Here is a 17,830-nt window from a genome sequence, read left to right on the forward strand (position 1 = left end):
AAGTAGCGCTTCAGGTGAGTTAACCTTGAGCGCTATTTTTTTGCGTACGTTTTGAGTGAGGCAGCATGAGCGAGGGCTTTCAGCGAAATGCCGAGGTGCTACTGAGTCGCTGGCCGGAGGTGTTCTCCCGGCTGGTGGCCGAAGACAGCGAGTCATTGCAGGTCGAACTGGTGGAAGGGCTGGGTTCGACCCTGAAGGTTGCCGGTATTCAGCTGACCAGCCGCCATGACCGCATTGCCGAAGCGCGCCTGCAAGCGGCCAGTTTGCCACCTGAGAGTCCGACGCTGCATGTGTACGGCACGGGCCTGGGTGATTTGCAGCAGGTCTTGCTGGAAAATCCCAGGCTGCAGCGTCTACAGGTGCACATCCTCAATGGTGGGTTGTTCGCTTTGGTCCTCAACCTGCTCGACCAAACGCCGTGGCTCAGTGATCCTCGGGTCGAACTGAGCTATGCCGCCGATTACCGGGAAATCCAGTTGCCGTTCTTTGCGCTGCCGTCCGAGCTGGAGCTGGCGGATGAGTTGAATGCCAAGATCCGTGATCGACTGGTCAGTGAAGTGCACTTGGGCTTCAATAATCGTGAGTTCGATCCGCAATCGCCGCTTATTCTCCAACGCTTGCAGAGCAGTCTTGAACTGATGCGCAGTGATCGTGACGTCGCTGAGCTGTTCGGCTCGCAGGCGGGCAAGGAAGTCTATGTGATCGGTACGGGGCCGAGCCTTGAGCAGCACTTCGAAAAGCTTCTGGCTATTCGTGCGCGGGTACAGCGGCCTCTGTTTATCAGTGTCGATACGGCCTATCGGCCGTTAATTGAGCACGGCATCAAACCTGACCTGGTGGTGAGCATCGATAAGGGGATCACTGCTCGGCACTTACCGTCATCGGACTCCGACACTGTCCTCCTGGTGTATCTGCCGATGAGCGACCCACAGGTGTTGCGGGCCTGGAAGGGCATGCGTTATTCCGGGTACTCCGCCAGTCCGATCTATGCCGAACTGCGCCAGCAGGTTGCCAGAGCGCAGTTATACGTCGGCGGTAGCGTGCTTCACCCCGCAGTGGATCTGGCGGTGAAGATGGGCGCGGCGCGTATAACCTTGTTTGGTGCCGACTTTGCCTTCCCGATGAACAAGACTCACGCAGGCTGGAATGACGGCGATCTAGGGCCTGGCGTTAGCCTCGCCAGGCACTGGGTGCTCGATGGTCATGGGCAGCGGGTCAAGACGCAGCTCAACTTCCGCCGCTACCTGAGCGAACTGGAGCGCTACATCGCCGGGCATCCAGAGGTGCGCTTTCTGAACAGCAGCCGTGCGGGCGCAATGATCGCCGGTACGGCCTTTAACCTGGAGTTTGCGCAATGAGCCCGCTGGCACGGTGTGTCATCGACTGTCGGCAGTGTGCCGGGTTGTTTCGTCTTGGGCGTAATGTTGAGGCGGCATTGGCCATGGTCGATCTGTTCGACGAAGCGCAAAGCCTGCTAAGCCGAGGCACGCCAGCATCCCAGCAACAATGGTTGCAGTTATTGCCACCGGTACTGGCCTGCCAGGAAGGTCAGGACTGGTTGGGCTTGGCTGACTATCTGGAGTATGAGTTGGTGGCGCTGCTGGAGAGCGAATCGTAGTTCGAGCACTTCATGTCTTGCATGCCTTTGGCCCTTTCTCAATTCCGTACCTCGGCCCTCTGTAGATGCATCACGAATTTTTTTCATCGGATCCCCGACCGGAGATAGGTGGGTTGGAGGGTTTTTTTCGATTTTTTTTCATCTTTTTTTGGAAAAAATCCGCAAAAAATAAAACCTTTAAAAACCATCGTTTATACCCGAAATACCCTACATTTGTCGGGTATGTAATTGTTTTAATTCCTAATAGGTCTTAAAAAGACAGTTAAAGCCACTTGTAATTTTTCCGATAAACATTTTGTAGGTTTTCAGGGTGTGCCGGATGCAGCCTGTTTTTGAAAGCCAGCAATCTTTTTTTTGCGAGGAATTTCACGATGGCTTTAACCGTAAATACCAATGTCGCTTCGTTGTCGGTTCAGCGGAATCTGAACCGCTCTTCCGATGCCCTCAGTACTGCGATGTCACGTCTGTCTTCCGGTCTAAGAATTAACAGCGCCAAAGACGATGCGGCTGGACTGCAGATTGCGAGTCGTTTGACTACTCAGATTCGAGGGATGACCGTAGCGGCCAGAAATGCGGGCAACGCGATTTCCATTGCGCAAACGGCGGAGGGGGCATTGCAGGAGTCGACCAATATTCTGCAACGAATGCGGGAGCTGGGGATTCAGTCGAAAAATGGTGATAACAGTCAGAAGGAGCGGACGGCGCTCAACGCTGAGTTTAAAGAATTGACTGCGGAGTTGACCCGCCTTTCAAAGAGCACCTCATTCGGCAGTGATTTGAAGTTGCTGGATGGCAGTGCTGGCACGATGACGTTTCATATTGGGGCCAATGTGGGTGCAACTGAAGAGATTAGTTTATCGCTGACGGATGATTTCTCAGCTGCATCCTTATTCAAGGCTAAGGATGCCGGGGTTGCATCGGTAGCCGTTTTAGGCACGGCGGAAGTCAAAGAGGTCAAGGGCGTCCTGCCGGTTGCGGCTGTTGCCGCCGTCCCGGCAGATCCGACGGCCACTCCGCCAACCCTGGGGTCGCCAGCTATCGCAGAAGTCCTGGAGGTGCTGGCTGTCGCTGCAAGCCCGGCCGTTCCACCCGTATTAGGCCGGCGTGCCTACGCCATCGGAGATGAGCTGATTCCTGGCATCGATGGGAAAGGTCTCTATGAAGGTTTGGCCCGTGTTGATGAAAAAAAACCTACGGCACTGGAACTGGAGCTTGAAGACGCGGTGGTCGCGGCAAACATCGGTGAAACGATCAAGCAGATCGACACCGCACTGGAAACCATCAACGCTGCTCGCGCCAATCTGGGTGCCAAGCAAAACCGTTTCGCCAGCACCATTTCCAACCTCAATAATATGGTCAAAAACACCACTGCCGCGCGCGGCCAAATCGAAGACGTCGACTTCGCCGCCGAAACCGCCGAACTGACTAAACAACAAACCCTGCAACAAGCGTCGACGGCCGTCCTGGCTCAGGCCAACCAGTTACCGGCTGCAATTCTTAAATTGCTGCAATAAAGAGAACGCCTTCGGGCGAGTGTCCAAGCCTGGCATCCAAGCAAGGGTGCCAGTCCTCGAATAATGGGAGGTGCAGGGCTGGCGTGTGGTTAAAAGCGAGTGGAAAGGTAAGGCGAAAATACTCTGCAACCCCCGACAACTGTAGGGATGTCAGGGTGGTGGCAATATTTTTTTAAAAAGCCCTCAAGCTCCTTGCTATCTCGACGATAACTATTACGAAGGTTCTCTAGGCCACACCCGGCGCTTGCCAGGGCCGGAAGCCGCAGTACCCAATCATTGAGGAACTCATCATGTCTTTAAGCGTAAACACCAACGTCACATCTTTGATTGTTCAGCGGAACCTGGGCAAAGCAGCAGATGCCCTGTCTACCTCTATGACTCGCTTGTCTTCCGGCCTGAAAATCAACAGCGCTAAAGATGACACCGCAGGCCTGCAGATCGCTACCCGTATGAGCAGCCAGATTCGTGGTCAGACCGTGGCAGTGAAAAACGCCAACGACGGTATCTCGATGGCTCAGACCGCTGAAGGCGCTCTGCAAGAGTCCACCAACATTCTGCAACGTATGCGTGAACTGGCTGTACAGGCACGTAACGGCACCAACGGCAGTGCGGATCAGTCTGCAACTAACTCAGAATTCGCAGCGATGTCTGACGAACTGACCCGTATCTCTGCCAGCACCAACTTGAACGGCAAGAACCTGCTCGACGGTTCTGCCGGTACCATGACCCTGCAAGTGGGTTCCAACGTAGGCACAGCTAACCAGATCAGCCTGGACCTGAGCAGCAAGTTTGACGCTGCCAGCCTCTCCGTGGACAGCGGCACGCTTGTACTGACCGGTACCAGTGGCGCTGCAGGTACTGCAGGCACCAACATTGATAACGCGATCACTGCGATCGATGCGGCTATCGCCTCAATCGGTTCGACTCGCGCAAACCTGGGTGCTTCACAAAACCGTCTGACCAGCACCATTTCCAACTTGCAGAACATCACTGAAAACGTGACCGCTGCACAAGGTCGCGTACAAGATACTGACTTCGCCGCTGAAACTGCTCAGTTGACCAAAAGTCAAACCCTGCAGCAAGCGTCCACCGCTGTGTTGGCTCAAGCCAACCAGTTGCCTTCTTCTGTACTGAAGCTGCTTCAGTAATTTCAGAATGAGTTTGGCGGGGGAGTGCGCTTGTCGTGCTCTCTCGCTTTTTTACTTTAGGAGGTCATGGACATGGATATGAGCGTCAAACTGAACTTGTCTTATCCCGCTGTTGCGCCGTCGAGCAGTGCTGCTAATAAGCCGACTGTGGCGCCTGCGCCTCTGGTCGATAGCGTGGCAGCGTTGCCTGCGAGTAAGGACGCGGACTCGAGCAAGTTGAAAATAGCCGTTCAAGAGATTGAGAAATTCGTTCAATCAGTCAAGCGTAACCTTGAGTTTTCGATTGACGAATCATCCGGGAAGGTTGTGGTAAAAGTGATCGCCAGTGAAACCGGTGAGGTGGTCAGGCAGATTCCCTCGGAAGAGGCGCTGAAGTTGGCAGACAACTTGAGCAATGCAAGCAGCGTGTTGTTCAACGCAAAAGCTTGAAGCTGGCATGAATAGTGTCTGCATATTCTTTTGTTCGTTGTAGTGGTCAAAAGACCGACGAAAAACTGAAAGGAGACGCACATGGCAAGTCCAATTACTCCAAGTGTAGGCCTTGGCTCAGGCCTTGATATTGGATCTATCGTCACTGCATTGGTCAATGCCGACAAGTCGGCCAAGCAAACGCAAATAAACAGTCAGACGACCCTTACGACGTCGAAGATTTCCGGGGTGGGCTCGCTGCAAAGCGCGTTGACAGCTTATCAGAGCGCGCTGACCAATCTTGGTAGCGCCACAAATCCGGCTTTTTCTGGTTTTGCGGCGACCTCATCGACCCCTGCAACCCTGACCGCGACCTCGGACAACACGGCGGTTAATGGCAGTTACAACATTGTTGTTCAGAATTTGGCTACCAGTTCCAAAGTCGCTACGGCTTCGTTCTCTGGAGGGGCTACCAGTGCTATTCCGAGTGGTAACTTGACTATCACTCAAAATAGCACTGCGACCAGCTTCGCGATTCCAGCGAACTCGACGCTGCAGTCGGTTCGTGATTTGGTCAATACCCAGACGGCAACCAGTGGCGTCAGTGCCAACATCGTGACTGATAACACGGGGGCCTCGCGTTTGGTGTTTGGTTCTACGACCACAGGTGCCGGTTCGGATATCACCACCACCAGTGATGTCGCTGGCCTGACGATTGCCAGCAACACTCTGCTCGATTCAACAACCCCTGGCAGTGCTGGCTATATTGGCAATCAGGCGGTCGATGCAAAACTCACCATTGATGGATTGGCGGTCAAGAGTTCGTCCAATACGGTGAGCAACGCAATCAGTGGCTTGAACATGACGCTGGTTTCAGCCAACAGCTCGACGGTGACGGTTGCGACCAATACCGATGGCTTGAAAACCTCGTTGCAGTCCTTTGTCGATGCCTATAACGCGGTGGTCAAGACAATTACCTCCTTGACTCAGGCCACTGCGGACGCCAGTGGTAATCTCACCGTTGCGGCTCCGATGACGGGTGACTCCCTGCCACGCACATTGCTCGCGTCGTTGCGTGACCAATTGGTCACGCCGGGGCCTGGTAGTCAGTTGTCTGTACTGTCTCAGTTGGGTATTCAGACGGACCAGAAGGCCGGTACGCTGAACTTCGACAGCACCAAGTTCACTGCTGCGATGACCAACAATAGCTTGGGAGGTCAGGTTCAGCAGCTGTTCAGTGGTACTACCAGTACCAATGGTTTGCTGGCGCGGATGGGGGCTGTCCTTACGCCCTATACCCAGACTGGGGGTATTCTCGCTACCCGTTCGAGCAGTTTAAATACGCAGAAGAGTGCGCTCACCGATCAGCAGGCTGCTCTGGATCTGCGGGTAACGAACATGACCGCCACCTTGACTGCCAAGTACAACGCGATGGACTTGTTGGTGGGCCAGATGAAGGCGACGGCGACCAGCATTACTTCATTCTTCACTGCGTTGAGCACGTCGAAGACGGGCTAATTTCTGTATCAATGCCAAAAGCCCGGCTGCGTTAATCGCATGCCGGGTTTTTGGCTTCAGGCCTAAAGTTTTGTGAGGTTACGTCGATACCTTGGGTATACGAACTATTGAGTTTGATGAGGCAGAACATGAACCCGATGTTAGCTCTTCGGCAGTACCAAAAAGTAAACGTCCATGCCCAGACCTCTGAGGCTAATCCTCATCGTCTGGTGCAGATGCTGATGGAGGGCGGCCTGGATCGCATCGCCCAAGCTAAAGGTGCGATCGTACGCAAGGACATTCCTGGCAAAGGCGTGCTGATCAGCAAGGCTATCGGGATCGTGGGTGGCTTGCGCGAAGGGCTGGATTTAGAGAACTCGGCGGATGCCCTGGGTAATCTGGACAACCTGTACGTTTACATGATGAAGCGCCTGGCTGAAGCTAATATCAAGAGCGATCCGACAGCGCTCGACGAAGTCAGCGATTTACTGCGCACCATCAAAGATGGGTGGGATGCGATTGCTCCCTAATAGCCCGCTGTTTTGAGGAGATCGCCATGAGTCTTGCGTTGCAGCGTATTGAAGAAACCCGTGAAGCATTGGTTGGGGCACTGGCCGAGCGCGACTGGGAAACTATCGGTAAGCTTGATCTGGCTTGCCGTGCCTGTGTTGACGATGTCATCAGCGAGGCGCCGCAAAATGAGCCTGAGTTGCGCAGTAATCTGGAGGAGCTGCTGGGGGTTTATCGGCAGCTGATTGAGGTCGCGACGGGGGAGCGTCAAGCGATAGTCGATGAGATGATGCAGATCCAGCAAGCGAAGAGCGCGGCAAAGGTTTACCATCTGTTCGGTTGACGCTCTGTTGATCTAAAAAAAAATACGCCATAAAATTGACTATGTGCGGTTTTTTGACTTAACTAGTGTGGTTAACTGTTTGTGACGTCTAAATGCCGCATTGGTCATTGACGCCAAGCTTGCCCCATTTTATGGGCATTGAGTTTGACTAGGGAAGTTGCTATTGCATGTGGCGTGAAATCAAGATTCTACTGATCGATGACGATAGCCAGCGCCGCCGGGACATGGCGGTCATTCTGAATTTTCTTGGCGAAGAAAATTTGTCCTGCTCTAGCCTTGACTGGCAGCAGGTAGTCGGTTCTTTGTCCTCTACCCGAGAAGTGCTTTGCGTGCTGGTTGGCGCGGTGAGCGAGCCGGGCAGTGTTCAAGGACTGCTTAAGACCGTCGCTGCCTGGGATGAGTTCCTTCCCGTCATGTTAATGGGCGATATTTCTGCCACTGACATGCCGGATGACTTGCGCCGTCGCGTGCTGTCGACCCTGGAAATGCCGCCCAGCTACAGCAAGCTGCTCGATTCCCTGCACCGTGCTCAGGTGTACCGTGAAATGTACGATCACGCACGCGAGCGTGGTCGTCATCGTGAGCCGAACCTGTTTCGCAGCCTGGTAGGTACCAGTCGCGCTATTCAGCATGTCCGGCAAATGATGCAGCAGGTTGCCGATACGGATGCCAGCGTGCTGATCCTGGGCGAGTCCGGCACCGGCAAGGAAGTGGTCGCACGCAATCTGCACTATCACTCCAAACGCCGCGACGCGCCGTTCGTGCCCGTCAACTGCGGAGCGATACCTGCCGAACTGCTGGAGAGCGAGCTGTTTGGCCATGAGAAGGGGGCATTCACCGGAGCGATCACCAGTCGTGCCGGGCGCTTCGAGCTGGCCAACGGTGGCACGTTGTTCCTCGACGAAATCGGCGACATGCCGCTGCCCATGCAGGTCAAGCTGTTGCGTGTACTGCAAGAGCGCACCTTCGAGCGCGTCGGCAGCAATAAAACCCAGAGCGTCGATGTGCGAATCATTGCTGCGACGCACAAGAACCTTGAGAGCATGATTGAGGTCGGCACGTTCCGTGAAGACCTGTACTACCGCCTGAACGTATTCCCTATCGAGATGGCCCCACTGCGTGAGCGTGTCGAAGACATTCCGTTGCTGATGAACGAATTGATCTCGCGCATGGAGCACGAGAAGCGTGGCTCGATCCGTTTCAATTCGGCGGCCATCATGTCGCTTTGCCGCCACGCATGGCCAGGCAACGTCCGCGAACTGGCCAATCTGGTCGAACGCATGGCGATCATGCATCCCTATGGGGTGATCGGCGTTGCCGAGTTGCCGAAGAAGTTCCGGTACGTCGATGATGAAGATGAGCAGCTGGTTGATAGCCTGCGCAGCGATCTGGAAGAGCGTGTCGCTATCAACGGTCACGCGCCCAATTTCGCTTCCAGTGCCCTGTTGCCGCCTGAAGGTCTCGACCTCAAGGATTATCTGGGTGGGTTGGAGCAGGGCCTGATCCAGCAGGCGCTGGACGATGCCGGTGGTATTGTGGCGCGTGCCGCTGAGCGTCTGCGTATTCGCCGTACAACGCTGGTGGAAAAAATGCGCAAATACGGCATGAGCCGTCGTGATGGGGATGAACAGGCGGAGGATTGACGCCTGTTTTGTTTCCCGGATAATTAAACCCCTGATAAATCAGGGGTTTTTTTTAGGCACGGGTATTGCTATGTCTCTTGAAACATACCGTTTAATGACGGTTCTCCATGCGAGAGATTACTATGCCGCAGTCCGCCCAGATGTTTTCTGTCCTTCCTGGCGAAGCGCAGCCGTCCCTAGATCAGGGAAATCGGACTGGGCTTGAGCAGGCGTTCTTACTGTTCAATCAGGTGTCGAGCCAGTTGAGTGACTCCTACAGTCTGCTCGAAGCGCGGGTGACTGAGCTCAAGGGTGAATTGGCGGTCGTCAGCGCCCAGCGGATGCAGGAACTGGCAGAAAAAGAGCGTCTGGCCAATCGCCTGCAAAATCTGCTGATGCTGTTGCCCGGTGGCGTCATTGTCATGGATGGTCAGGGTATGGTGCGTGAAGCCAATCCTGCTGCATGCGGTCTGTTGGGGGAGCCATTACTCGGTGTGCTCTGGCGGAATGTGATCAATCGTTGTTTCGCGCCACGCAAAGACGATGGTCATGAAGTTTCCCTCAAGGATGGGCGACGCTTGTCTATTGCGACTCGCTCACTGGATGCCGAGCCCGGCCAATTAGTGCTGCTCAACGACTTGACCGAGACCCGTCATTTGCAAGAACAGCTGGCTCGCCACGAACGCCTGTCTTCCTTGGGGCGAATGGTTACCTCCCTGGCTCATCAAATTCGTACACCCCTTTCCGCAGCCTTGATCTATGCCAGCCATTTGGCCGAGCAGGAGCTGCCGGTGGCGACGCAGCAACGTTTTGCCGGGCGCTTGAAGGAGCGCTTGCATGAGCTTGAGCATCAGGTGCGCGATATGCTGGTCTTTGCTCGTGGCGAGTTGCCGCTTACCGATCGCCTGACGCCCGATCTGTTGTTCCAGTCGTTACAGGCAGCAGCCCACACGCATGTGCAGGGTTTGCCGGTGCGCTGGCAGTGCGACAGTCGCGAGGGTGAGGTGTTGTGCAATCGCGACACACTGGTGGGTGCGCTGCTCAATCTAATTGAAAACGCTGTGCAGGCCAGTGCCGGTAAAACTCGCTTGAAAATCCATCTCTACAGCCGCGACAACACTGTGCGCTTATGTATTAGCGATAATGGCAGCGGGATTGACGCCTCAGCACTGGCGCGTATAGGCGAACCATTTTTCACCACCAAGTCCAACGGTACCGGGTTGGGTCTGGCGGTTGTCAATGCGGTGACCCGTGCACATCAGGGACAGTTGCAGATTCGCTCCCGTCCTGGTCGTGGCACCTGCGCGATTGTCACGTTGCCATTGATTTCGGCTGCCAGTGACCGGGGTGTGAACTGATGGCAATCAAGGTTTTGCTGGTCGAGGATGACCCCTCATTGCGTGAGGCTCTGGGCGAAACCTTGATGTTGGCCGGTCACGATTTTCGTGCCGTCGGTTCTGCCGAAGAGGCGCTTGAGGCGGTGGCCGAGGAGTCTTTCAGTCTGGTGGTCAGCGACGTCAACATGCCAGGCATGGACGGTCATCAATTATTGAGCCTGTTGCGCAGCCGTCATGCGCAATTACCTGTGCTGCTGATGACTGCGCACGGTGCGATCGAACGCGCGGTAGAGGCGATGCGGCAAGGGGCTGTGGATTATCTGGTCAAGCCTTTCGAGCCCAAAGCGTTCATGGCGCTAGTGGCGCGCCACGCGCTGGGTCGTCCTGGGCCTGCTGACGGTGAAGGGCCGGTGGCGTTCGAGCCTGCAAGTGCACAATTGCTGGATCTGGCCAGTCGCGTGGCCAGGAGCGATTCTACTGTGCTGATTTCCGGTGAGTCGGGTACGGGCAAGGAAGTGTTGGCGCGATTTATTCACCAGCAATCGACTCGGGCCAACAAACCGTTCATCGCCATCAACTGCGCGGCGATCCCGGACAATATGCTCGAAGCAACGCTGTTTGGTCATGAAAAAGGCTCTTTTACCGGTGCTATCGCGGCGCAGCCGGGCAAGTTTGAACAGGCAGATGGCGGCACGATCCTGTTGGATGAGATTTCTGAAATGCCCCTAGGCCTGCAAGCCAAATTGCTGCGTGTGCTTCAGGAGAGGGAAGTGGAACGTGTAGGTGCGCGCAAACCCATCGCCCTGGATATTCGCGTGCTGGCGACCACTAACCGCGATTTGGCGGGTGAAGTGGCGGCAGGGCGTTTTCGCGAAGATCTTTATTACCGGATTTCGGTGTTTCCACTGGCTTGGCGGCCATTGCGCGAGCGTACTGCCGACATTCTGCCGCTGGCCGAACGGCTACTGTCCAAGCACGTCAATAAAATGAAACACGCCGCTGTGCGGCTGTCAGCAGACGCACAAGCCTGCCTGGTTGGCTATCCATGGCCGGGTAATGTACGAGAGCTGGATAACGCGATTCAAAGGGCATTGATTCTGCAGCAGGGCGGGGTGATCCAGGCGCAGGATTTCTGTTTGGCGACCCCGGTCACCCCATCGCCATTGCCAGCGCTGGGTGTTCCATCGCAGCCGCGCATCGCCGCACCTGCGCCCGAGTCTTCATGTGGGGTGTCTTCAGTCCCGGTAGGGGAACCGCAAAATCAGGTCGGAGAATCTGCCGGCGCCTTGGGTGATGATTTGCGGCGGCGAGAGTTCCAGATGATCATCGATACCCTGCGCGCTGAGCGCGGTCGGCGCAAAGAAGCGGCTGAGCGCTTGGGCATCAGTCCTCGTACTTTGCGTTACAAATTGGCGCAAATGCGCGAAGCAGGAATGGATGTCGAAGCATACCTGTTCGCTACTTGAGGTCGTGTCGTGTATAACGCGCATCTCGTCTAACAATTCGCAGGCAAACGCGGGCTCCCATAGGCTTCATTCCAGTTTGATGCAGGGAGGGCGGCTAAAGGCTATTACTCGGCTGGCACTCTTGTTGCTTTGTCATTAATAGCCGCTTGCCGAGTGTCAAAAATATGCGGCCCCTAGTGAGAGAAACGTCATGAGCCAAGGTGTTGAATTTAATCGCTTGATGTTGGACATGCGCTCCATGCAGATGGACGCCATGGCTATGCCAAAAGCAGCAAGCACCCCGGAAATCGGCGGCAGCAGCTTTTCCGACATGCTTGGTCAGGCGGTCAACAAGGTCAACGATACCCAGCAGGCCTCCAATCAATTGTCGAATGCGTTCGAAATCGGCAAAAGTGGCGTTGATCTCACCGACGTAATGATCTCCTCGCAGAAAGCAAGCGTCTCGTTCCAGGCGTTGACCCAAGTTCGCAACAAGCTGGTTCAGGCGTATCAAGACATCATGCAGATGCCGGTTTAAGGACGTATTGAGTCATGGCTGAAGCAGTCACCGATAACGTGCCGGCTAAATCGGGTGCCTCCCAAGGCAAGCCGCCGTTGTTTGGTTTGTCTTTTCTGGAGAATCTCTCCGAGATGACCATGTTGCGTCAGGTGGGCCTTATGGTCGGCCTGGCAGCGAGCGTGGCGATTGGTTTTGCCGTTGTGCTTTGGTCCCAACAGCCTGATTATCGGCCGTTGTACGGCAGCCTTGCAGGTATGGACGCCAAGCAGGTTATGGACACGCTGGCGGCCGCTGACATCCCTTATACCGTTGAGCCAAATTCTGGTGCCTTGTTGGTCAAGTCGGATGACTTGCAGCGTGCCCGGATAAAACTGGCTGGCGCGGGTGTAGCGCCGGGTGACGGCAACATTGGCTTCGAAATTCTCGACAAGGACCAGGGCCTGGGCACCAGCCAGTTCATGGAAGCTACGCGCTATCGTCGCGGCCTTGAAGGTGAGCTGGCGCGGACCATCTCCAGCCTCAATAACGTCAAGGGTGCCCGGGTGCATCTGGCGATCCCGAAAAGCTCGGTGTTTGTGCGTGACGAACGCAAGCCAAGCGCTTCTGTGCTGATCGAGTTGTATGCCGGCCGATCATTGGAGCCAGGTCAGGTGCTGGCGATCATCAATCTGGTGGCAACCGCTGTTCCTGAGCTGAGCAAGTCACAGATCACTGTGGTCGATCAGAAGGGCACTCTGCTGTCCGATCAGGCTGAAAACTCCGAATTGACCATGGCCGGCAAGCAGTTTGATTACAGCCGCCGCATGGAAACCATGCTCACTCAGCGTGTACAGAACATCCTGCAACCGATTTTGGGCACCAATCGCTACAAGGCCGAAGTCTCTGCCGATGTGGATTTCAGTGCTGTTGAGTCGACAGCGGAAAGCTTCAACCCTGATCAACCCGCGTTGCGTAGCGAGCAGTCAGTCGACGAGCAGCGCTCGTCCGGTTCGGGTTCGTCAGGTGTTCCGGGCGCGTTGAGCAATCAACCACCGGGGCCTGCCTCTGCACCGCAGAAAGCCGGTCAAGGCAGTGATGCCGCAAGCGCTATACAGCCAGGTCAGCCGTTGCTCGACGCAAATGGCCAGCAGATCATGGACCCGGCGACCGGTCAGCCGATGCTGGCACCTTATCCTGCGGACAAGCGTAAACAATCAACCAAAAACTTCGAGCTGGACCGCTCCATCAGTCACACCAAACAACAGCAGGGCCGCGTGAATCGCTTGTCCGTGGCGGTGGTCGTGGATGATCGGGCCAAAGTTGATCCCAAGACAGGCGAGACAACGCTCACGCCGTGGAATGCCGACGAACTGGCACGTTTTACCCGGCTGGTGCAGGATGCCGTTGGGTTCAACGCGAGTCGTGGCGACAGCGTCAGCGTGGTCAATGTGCCATTCTCTGCCGAGCGCGGCGAAGTGATCCCGGAGATTCCTTTCTATTCTCAGCCATGGTTCTGGGACATCGTCAAACAAGCGCTGGGCGTATTGTTCATCCTGGTGCTGGTCTTCGGTGTTCTGCGGCCGGTGTTGAACAACATCACCAGCGGCAAAAACAGGCAGTTGGTTGGCGTCGACGGCGATGTCGAATTGGGTGGTATGAGCGGTCTGGGTGGCGAACTGTCCAATGATCGCGTCAGCCTGGGCGGTCCGCAAAGTATTTTGCTGCCTAGCCCGAGCGAGGGTTATGACGCACAGCTCAATGCAATCAAGAGCCTGGTAGCTGAAGACCCGGGTCGTGTGGCGCAGGTCGTGAAAGAGTGGATTAACGCAGATGAGTGAAAATCGGGCTGTTACCGCTAAAATGACCAAGGTCGACAAAGCGGCCATTCTCCTGCTCTCCCTGGGTGAAACCGATGCGGCTCAGGTGCTCCGGCACATGGGGCCTAAAGAGGTCCAGCGCGTGGGTGTTGCCATGGCGCAAATGCGCAATGTGCACCGCGAGGAAGTCGAGAAGGTGATGAGTGAGTTCGTCGAAATTGTCGGCGACCAGACCAGTCTCGGCGTCGGCTCCGATGGTTACATCCGCAAAATGCTCACACAGGCACTGGGCGAAGACAAAGCCAACGGCCTCATCGACAGGATTTTGCTGGGGGGTAATACCAGCGGCCTGGACAGCCTGAAATGGATGGAGCCGCGCGCAGTCGCCGACGTCATTCGCTATGAACACCCACAGATCCAGGCCATCGTGGTCGCTTATCTTGACCCTGATCAGGCCGGTGAAGTGCTTGGCCATTTCGATCACAAGGTCCGTCTGGATATCATTTTGCGCGTTTCCTCGCTCAACACCGTGCAGCCGGCGGCGTTGAAAGAGTTGAACCAGATTCTGGAAAAACAGTTCTCCGGCAACTCCAACGCATCGCGTACCACCTTGGGTGGCATCAAGCGCGCAGCCGATATCATGAACTTCCTCGACAGCTCCGTCGAAGGCCAGTTGATGGACTCGATCCGCGAAGTCGACGAAGACCTGTCCGGTCAGATCGAAGACCTCATGTTCGTGTTCAACAACCTGTCCGATGTCGACGATCGTGGTATCCAGGCGTTGTTGCGGGAGGTGTCTTCCGATGTGCTGGTGTTGGCGCTTAAGGGCTCCGACGAAGCGATCAAGGAAAAAATCTTCAAGAACATGTCCAAGCGTGCGGCTGAATTGCTGCGCGACGATCTCGAGGCCAAAGGCCCTGTGCGGGTCAGCGATGTGGAAACCGCGCAGAAAGAAATCCTCACTATTGCTCGCCGTATGGCCGAAGCCGGAGAAATCGTTCTCGGTGGCAAGGGCGGCGAAGAGATGATCTGAGGATCCCTGCATGTTTAGCTCCAACAAAGAGCCGCCCAGCGAGTTGATCCGCGCCAAGGATGTTGGCGGTTTCGATGTATGGTCGCTGCCCAGTTTCGACCCGCAACGCGAAGCCCCACCAGAGCCTGAGCCGATTGAGGCCGAGCCGGCGGAGATGGAAGAAGTGCCTCTGGACGAAGTCCAGCCGCTGACACTTGAAGAGCTGGAAAGCATCCGTCAGGAAGCCTACAACGAAGGTTTTGCCACCGGTGAGAAAGAGGGCTTTCACAGCACTCAGCTCAAGGTCCGGCACGAGGCCGATGTGGCTTTGAACGCTAAACTCGCGAGCCTCGAACAATTGATGAGTCAGTTGTTCGAGCCTATAGCCGAGCAGGACACGCAGATTGAAAAATCGCTGGTCGAACTGGTAGGGCACATTACCCGCCAAGTCATTCAGCGTGAGTTGACCACAGACTCCAGTCATGTTGGTCAGGTATTGCGTGACGCCTTGAAGTTATTGCCGATGGGCGCGCAGAACGTGCGTATTTTCATTAATCCTCAGGATTTCACCCAGATCAAAACCCTGCGTGAACGCCATGAAGAAACCTGGCGTATCGTGGAAGACGATGCCTTGCAGGCCGGAGGCTGCCGAGTCGAAACCGAGCACAGCCGGATCGACGCGACCATCGAAACCCGAATCTCTCAAGCGCTGGCGAAGATGTTCGATCAGTTGCACGATCAGGCTTTGCACCCTGCGCCTGCGGACTTGAGCCTCGATCTGGGGGCCGCAGCCCAAGGTGCTTCAGTCATTGCTGACGATACCTCTCTCGAAAAAGCAGGCCCCGATGCGCCTTGACCGGACCAGCTTCGGTAAGCGTCTCGGTTCTTATGCCGACGCCATCGAGCTGGCGGGTCAGCCTGTCGTGGAAGGGCGTTTGTTGCGCATGGTCGGTTTGACGCTGGAGGCCGAAGGCTTGCGTGCGGCGATGGGCAGTCGGTGCATGGTGATCAACGATGACAGCTATCACCCCATGCAAGTCGAAGCTGAGGTGATGGGCTTTTCTGGGTCCAAGATATTCCTGATGCCAGTGGGCAGTGTTGCCGGTATCGCGCCGGGTGCACGGGTCGTGCCGCTGGCCGATACCGGCCGTTTGCCGATGGGCATGGGCATGCTGGGTCGGGTTCTTGATGGCGCGGGACGTGCGCTCGACGGCAAAGGCGGAATGAAAGCCGAAGACTGGGTGCCGATGGATGGCCCGACCATCAACCCCCTCAAGCGCAACCCGATCAGCCAGCCGCTGGATGTGGGTATTCGCAGCATCAATGGATTGCTGACGGTCGGCCGTGGTCAGCGCTTGGGCCTGTTCGCCGGTACTGGCGTGGGCAAGAGCGTGTTGCTGGGGATGATGACGCGCTTCACCGAAGCCGACATCATTGTGGTTGGCCTGATTGGCGAGCGGGGGCGGGAGGTCAAGGAGTTCATCGAGCATATCCTCGGTGAGGAAGGCCTCAAGCGCTCGGTGGTGGTCGCTTCCCCAGCCGATGATGCACCCTTGATGCGTATGCGGGCGGCCATGTACTGCACGCGCATCGCTGAGTATTTTCGCGACAAGGGCAAGAATGTTTTGTTGCTGATGGATTCGTTGACTCGATTCGCTCAGGCCCAGCGGGAAATCGCGCTGGCCATCGGCGAGCCACCTGCCACCAAAGGTTATCCGCCGTCAGTTTTTGCCAAGCTGCCCAAGCTGGTGGAGCGCGCCGGCAACGCTGAAGCTGGAGGTGGCTCGATCACCGCGTTCTATACCGTGCTGTCTGAAGGTGACGATCAACAGGATCCGATTGCCGATGCCGCGCGAGGCGTTCTCGACGGGCACATCGTGTTGTCCCGTCGGTTGGCTGAGGAAGGGCATTACCCGGCCATTGATATCGAAGCGTCCATCAGCCGGGTCATGCCTTCGGTGGTCAGCCCAGAGCACATGGGGCAGGCGCAGCATTTCAAACAACTGTGGTCACGCTACCAGCAGAGTCGTGACTTGATCAGCGTCGGTGCCTATGTGGCCGGTGGTGATCGGGAGACCGACATGGCGATTTCCTTGCAGCCAGCGTTGGTGCGTTACCTGCGCCAAGGGCTCAATGACAACGTCAGCCTGCAAGAGAGCAAAACGCGCCTGGCCGCAGTGTTCAACCCCGCAGCAGGCGGCTGATAAGTTATGGCCCAAGGTCGAGCGGCACGCCTGACGCCTGTGGTAGGCATGGCTGAAAAAGCAGAACGTGCAGCGGCTCAGCGCCTTGGGCACTTCCAGGGGCAAGTCAGTCTTGCTGAAAGTAAACTCGCTGAACTTGAGCGCTTTCGTCACGAGTACCAGTTGCAGTGGATCGACAAAGGCGGTCGCGGGGTGACGGGACAGTGGCTGATGAATTATCAAGGCTTCCTCAATCAGCTGGAAACGGCTGTGGGCCAGCAGCAGAAGAGCCTTACGTGGCATCAGGAAAACCTCAACAAGGCCCGTGGTGCCTGGCAGCAGTGTTATGCGCGGGTCGAAGGGTTGCGCAAGCTGGTTCAGCGTTATATTGATGAAGCGCGGCAACTTGAAGACAAGCGCGAACAAAAGCTTCTCGACGAACTTTCTCAGCGGTTACCGCGCCACGAGCAATTTTAATGCAGGTTATTGAATTTGTTCAGGTTGCCGCCGACGTGGCGGAGTGCTACACCTTGTCAACTGTATCTGAGCTAACCCAAGGAACCTTCCAATGTCCGTAACCGCTGAGCTCTCCCACGATGGGCGAGAACTGAATATCCTCATTACCGGGCGCTTTGATTTCGCTGCGCATCAGGCATTTCGCGAGGCTTACGAGAGTGCCGCGGGCACGCCGCAATGCTTCGTTGTCGATCTTAAGGAAACCAGTTACCTGGACAGCTCTGCGCTAGGGATGCTGTTGTTGCTGCGTGACCATGCGGGCGGTGAGCATGCGAATATTCGTCTGATCAATTGCAATGCCGACGTGAGCACCATTCTGACCATCTCCAATTTCTCGAAACTGTTCACGATCGGCTGACCC

18 protein-coding genes are annotated in these 17,830 nt (G+C 56.0%); all 18 read left to right on the forward strand.

Features of this window, described 5'->3' with window-relative positions:
* Nucleotides 1-65 precede the first annotated feature (65 nt).
* The 18 genes from AC1ME2_RS22545 (at nt 66) to AC1ME2_RS22630 (ending at nt 17,827) form a co-directional block, all read left to right on the forward strand.
* Nucleotides 66-1,358, forward strand: coding sequence for a motility associated factor glycosyltransferase family protein (locus AC1ME2_RS22545; protein ID WP_480436915.1), 1,293 nt, complete (start codon nt 66-68; stop codon nt 1,356-1,358).
* Complete coding sequence (locus AC1ME2_RS22550; RefSeq protein ID WP_480436917.1) at nt 1,355-1,618, forward strand: hypothetical protein; 264 nt, start codon at nt 1,355-1,357, stop codon at nt 1,616-1,618. The genes AC1ME2_RS22545 and AC1ME2_RS22550 overlap by 4 nt, the downstream gene beginning before the upstream one ends.
* Nucleotides 1,619-1,989: 371 nt before the next feature.
* Nucleotides 1,990-3,132, forward strand: coding sequence for a flagellin N-terminal helical domain-containing protein (locus tag AC1ME2_RS22555; RefSeq protein ID WP_480442286.1), 1,143 nt, complete (start codon nt 1,990-1,992; stop codon nt 3,130-3,132).
* Nucleotides 3,133-3,422: 290 nt separating this feature from the next.
* The gene (locus AC1ME2_RS22560) at nt 3,423-4,280 is read left to right on the forward strand and encodes a flagellin domain-containing protein (RefSeq protein ID WP_480436919.1); all 858 of its coding nucleotides are present in this window, start codon (nt 3,423-3,425) and stop codon (nt 4,278-4,280) included.
* Nucleotides 4,281-4,352: 72 nt separating this feature from the next.
* Nucleotides 4,353-4,709 carry a flagellar protein FlaG gene (locus AC1ME2_RS22565; RefSeq protein ID WP_480436921.1) on the forward strand — a complete coding sequence of 119 codons (357 nt, stop codon included), beginning with the start codon at nt 4,353-4,355 and terminating at the stop codon, nt 4,707-4,709.
* A gap of 81 nt (nt 4,710-4,790) precedes the next feature.
* Nucleotides 4,791-6,206, forward strand: a complete 1,416-nt coding sequence (gene fliD / locus AC1ME2_RS22570; RefSeq protein WP_480436922.1) for a flagellar filament capping protein FliD — start codon at nt 4,791-4,793, stop codon at nt 6,204-6,206.
* Between the two features lie 128 nt (nt 6,207-6,334).
* On the forward strand, nt 6,335-6,715 hold the full coding sequence (gene fliS / locus AC1ME2_RS22575) for a flagellar export chaperone FliS (RefSeq protein ID WP_480436925.1): 381 nt from the start codon (nt 6,335-6,337) through the stop codon (nt 6,713-6,715).
* Nucleotides 6,716-6,741: 26 nt separating this feature from the next.
* Complete coding sequence (gene fliT, locus AC1ME2_RS22580; RefSeq protein ID WP_480436926.1) at nt 6,742-7,038, forward strand: flagellar protein FliT; 297 nt, start codon at nt 6,742-6,744, stop codon at nt 7,036-7,038.
* Nucleotides 7,039-7,205: 167 nt separating this feature from the next.
* Complete coding sequence (locus AC1ME2_RS22585; protein ID WP_480436927.1) at nt 7,206-8,681, forward strand: sigma-54 dependent transcriptional regulator; 1,476 nt, start codon at nt 7,206-7,208, stop codon at nt 8,679-8,681.
* Nucleotides 8,682-8,821: 140 nt separating this feature from the next.
* Entirely contained in the window at nt 8,822-10,018 is a 1,197-nt protein-coding gene (locus AC1ME2_RS22590; RefSeq protein ID WP_480442287.1) for a sensor histidine kinase, read from the forward strand.
* A complete protein-coding gene (locus AC1ME2_RS22595) occupies nt 10,018-11,463 on the forward strand; it encodes a sigma-54-dependent transcriptional regulator (protein WP_480436928.1) in 1,446 nt (481 codons plus the stop codon). The genes AC1ME2_RS22590 and AC1ME2_RS22595 overlap by 1 nt, the downstream gene beginning before the upstream one ends.
* Nucleotides 11,464-11,653: 190 nt before the next feature.
* On the forward strand, nt 11,654-11,980 hold the full coding sequence (fliE, locus tag AC1ME2_RS22600) for a flagellar hook-basal body complex protein FliE (RefSeq protein WP_480436930.1): 327 nt from the start codon (nt 11,654-11,656) through the stop codon (nt 11,978-11,980).
* A gap of 14 nt (nt 11,981-11,994) precedes the next feature.
* A complete protein-coding gene (gene fliF, locus AC1ME2_RS22605) occupies nt 11,995-13,779 on the forward strand; it encodes a flagellar basal-body MS-ring/collar protein FliF (RefSeq protein ID WP_480436931.1) in 1,785 nt (594 codons plus the stop codon).
* On the forward strand, nt 13,772-14,791 hold the full coding sequence (gene fliG, locus AC1ME2_RS22610; RefSeq protein WP_480436934.1) for a flagellar motor switch protein FliG: 1,020 nt from the start codon (nt 13,772-13,774) through the stop codon (nt 14,789-14,791). The genes fliF and fliG overlap by 8 nt, the downstream gene beginning before the upstream one ends.
* Before the next feature lie 10 nt (nt 14,792-14,801).
* Nucleotides 14,802-15,626: a flagellar assembly protein FliH gene (gene fliH, locus AC1ME2_RS22615; protein ID WP_480436935.1), complete on the forward strand. Its 825-nt coding sequence runs from the start codon at nt 14,802-14,804 to the stop codon at nt 15,624-15,626.
* Entirely contained in the window at nt 15,616-16,974 is a 1,359-nt protein-coding gene (fliI, locus tag AC1ME2_RS22620) for a flagellar protein export ATPase FliI (protein ID WP_480436937.1), read from the forward strand. Before fliH ends, fliI begins: the two co-directional genes overlap by 11 nt.
* 6 nt (nt 16,975-16,980) lie before the next feature.
* A complete protein-coding gene (gene fliJ, locus AC1ME2_RS22625) occupies nt 16,981-17,430 on the forward strand; it encodes a flagellar export protein FliJ (RefSeq protein WP_480436939.1) in 450 nt (149 codons plus the stop codon).
* 91 nt (nt 17,431-17,521) lie between these two features.
* Nucleotides 17,522-17,827 (forward strand): STAS domain-containing protein, encoded by a 306-nt coding sequence (locus AC1ME2_RS22630; protein ID WP_480436940.1) that lies wholly within the window; start codon nt 17,522-17,524, stop codon nt 17,825-17,827.
* Nucleotides 17,828-17,830: the final 3 nt, after the last annotated feature.

It is taken from the genome of Pseudomonas sp. ASL9, from assembly GCF_056680335.1.

Excerpts from the sequence above, each read along its gene's own strand:
- AC1ME2_RS22545 (WP_480436915.1), top strand. The coding sequence starts at position 66 with ATGAGCGAGGGCTTTCAGCGAAATGCCGAGGTGCTACTGAGTCGCTGG.
- AC1ME2_RS22550 (WP_480436917.1), top strand. The coding sequence starts at position 1,355 with ATGAGCCCGCTGGCACGGTGTGTCATCGACTGTCGGCAGTGTGCCGGG.
- AC1ME2_RS22555 (WP_480442286.1), top strand. The coding sequence starts at position 1,990 with ATGGCTTTAACCGTAAATACCAATGTCGCTTCGTTGTCGGTTCAGCGG.
- AC1ME2_RS22560 (WP_480436919.1), top strand. The coding sequence starts at position 3,423 with ATGTCTTTAAGCGTAAACACCAACGTCACATCTTTGATTGTTCAGCGG.
- AC1ME2_RS22565 (WP_480436921.1), top strand. The coding sequence starts at position 4,353 with ATGGATATGAGCGTCAAACTGAACTTGTCTTATCCCGCTGTTGCGCCG.
- fliD (WP_480436922.1), top strand. The coding sequence starts at position 4,791 with ATGGCAAGTCCAATTACTCCAAGTGTAGGCCTTGGCTCAGGCCTTGAT.
- fliS (WP_480436925.1), top strand. The coding sequence starts at position 6,335 with ATGAACCCGATGTTAGCTCTTCGGCAGTACCAAAAAGTAAACGTCCAT.
- fliT (WP_480436926.1), top strand. The coding sequence starts at position 6,742 with ATGAGTCTTGCGTTGCAGCGTATTGAAGAAACCCGTGAAGCATTGGTT.
- AC1ME2_RS22585 (WP_480436927.1), top strand. The coding sequence starts at position 7,206 with ATGTGGCGTGAAATCAAGATTCTACTGATCGATGACGATAGCCAGCGC.
- AC1ME2_RS22590 (WP_480442287.1), top strand. The coding sequence starts at position 8,822 with ATGTTTTCTGTCCTTCCTGGCGAAGCGCAGCCGTCCCTAGATCAGGGA.
- AC1ME2_RS22595 (WP_480436928.1), top strand. The coding sequence starts at position 10,018 with ATGGCAATCAAGGTTTTGCTGGTCGAGGATGACCCCTCATTGCGTGAG.
- fliE (WP_480436930.1), top strand. The coding sequence starts at position 11,654 with ATGAGCCAAGGTGTTGAATTTAATCGCTTGATGTTGGACATGCGCTCC.
- fliF (WP_480436931.1), top strand. The coding sequence starts at position 11,995 with ATGGCTGAAGCAGTCACCGATAACGTGCCGGCTAAATCGGGTGCCTCC.
- fliG (WP_480436934.1), top strand. The coding sequence starts at position 13,772 with ATGAGTGAAAATCGGGCTGTTACCGCTAAAATGACCAAGGTCGACAAA.
- fliH (WP_480436935.1), top strand. The coding sequence starts at position 14,802 with ATGTTTAGCTCCAACAAAGAGCCGCCCAGCGAGTTGATCCGCGCCAAG.
- fliI (WP_480436937.1), top strand. The coding sequence starts at position 15,616 with ATGCGCCTTGACCGGACCAGCTTCGGTAAGCGTCTCGGTTCTTATGCC.
- fliJ (WP_480436939.1), top strand. The coding sequence starts at position 16,981 with ATGGCCCAAGGTCGAGCGGCACGCCTGACGCCTGTGGTAGGCATGGCT.
- AC1ME2_RS22630 (WP_480436940.1), top strand. The coding sequence starts at position 17,522 with ATGTCCGTAACCGCTGAGCTCTCCCACGATGGGCGAGAACTGAATATC.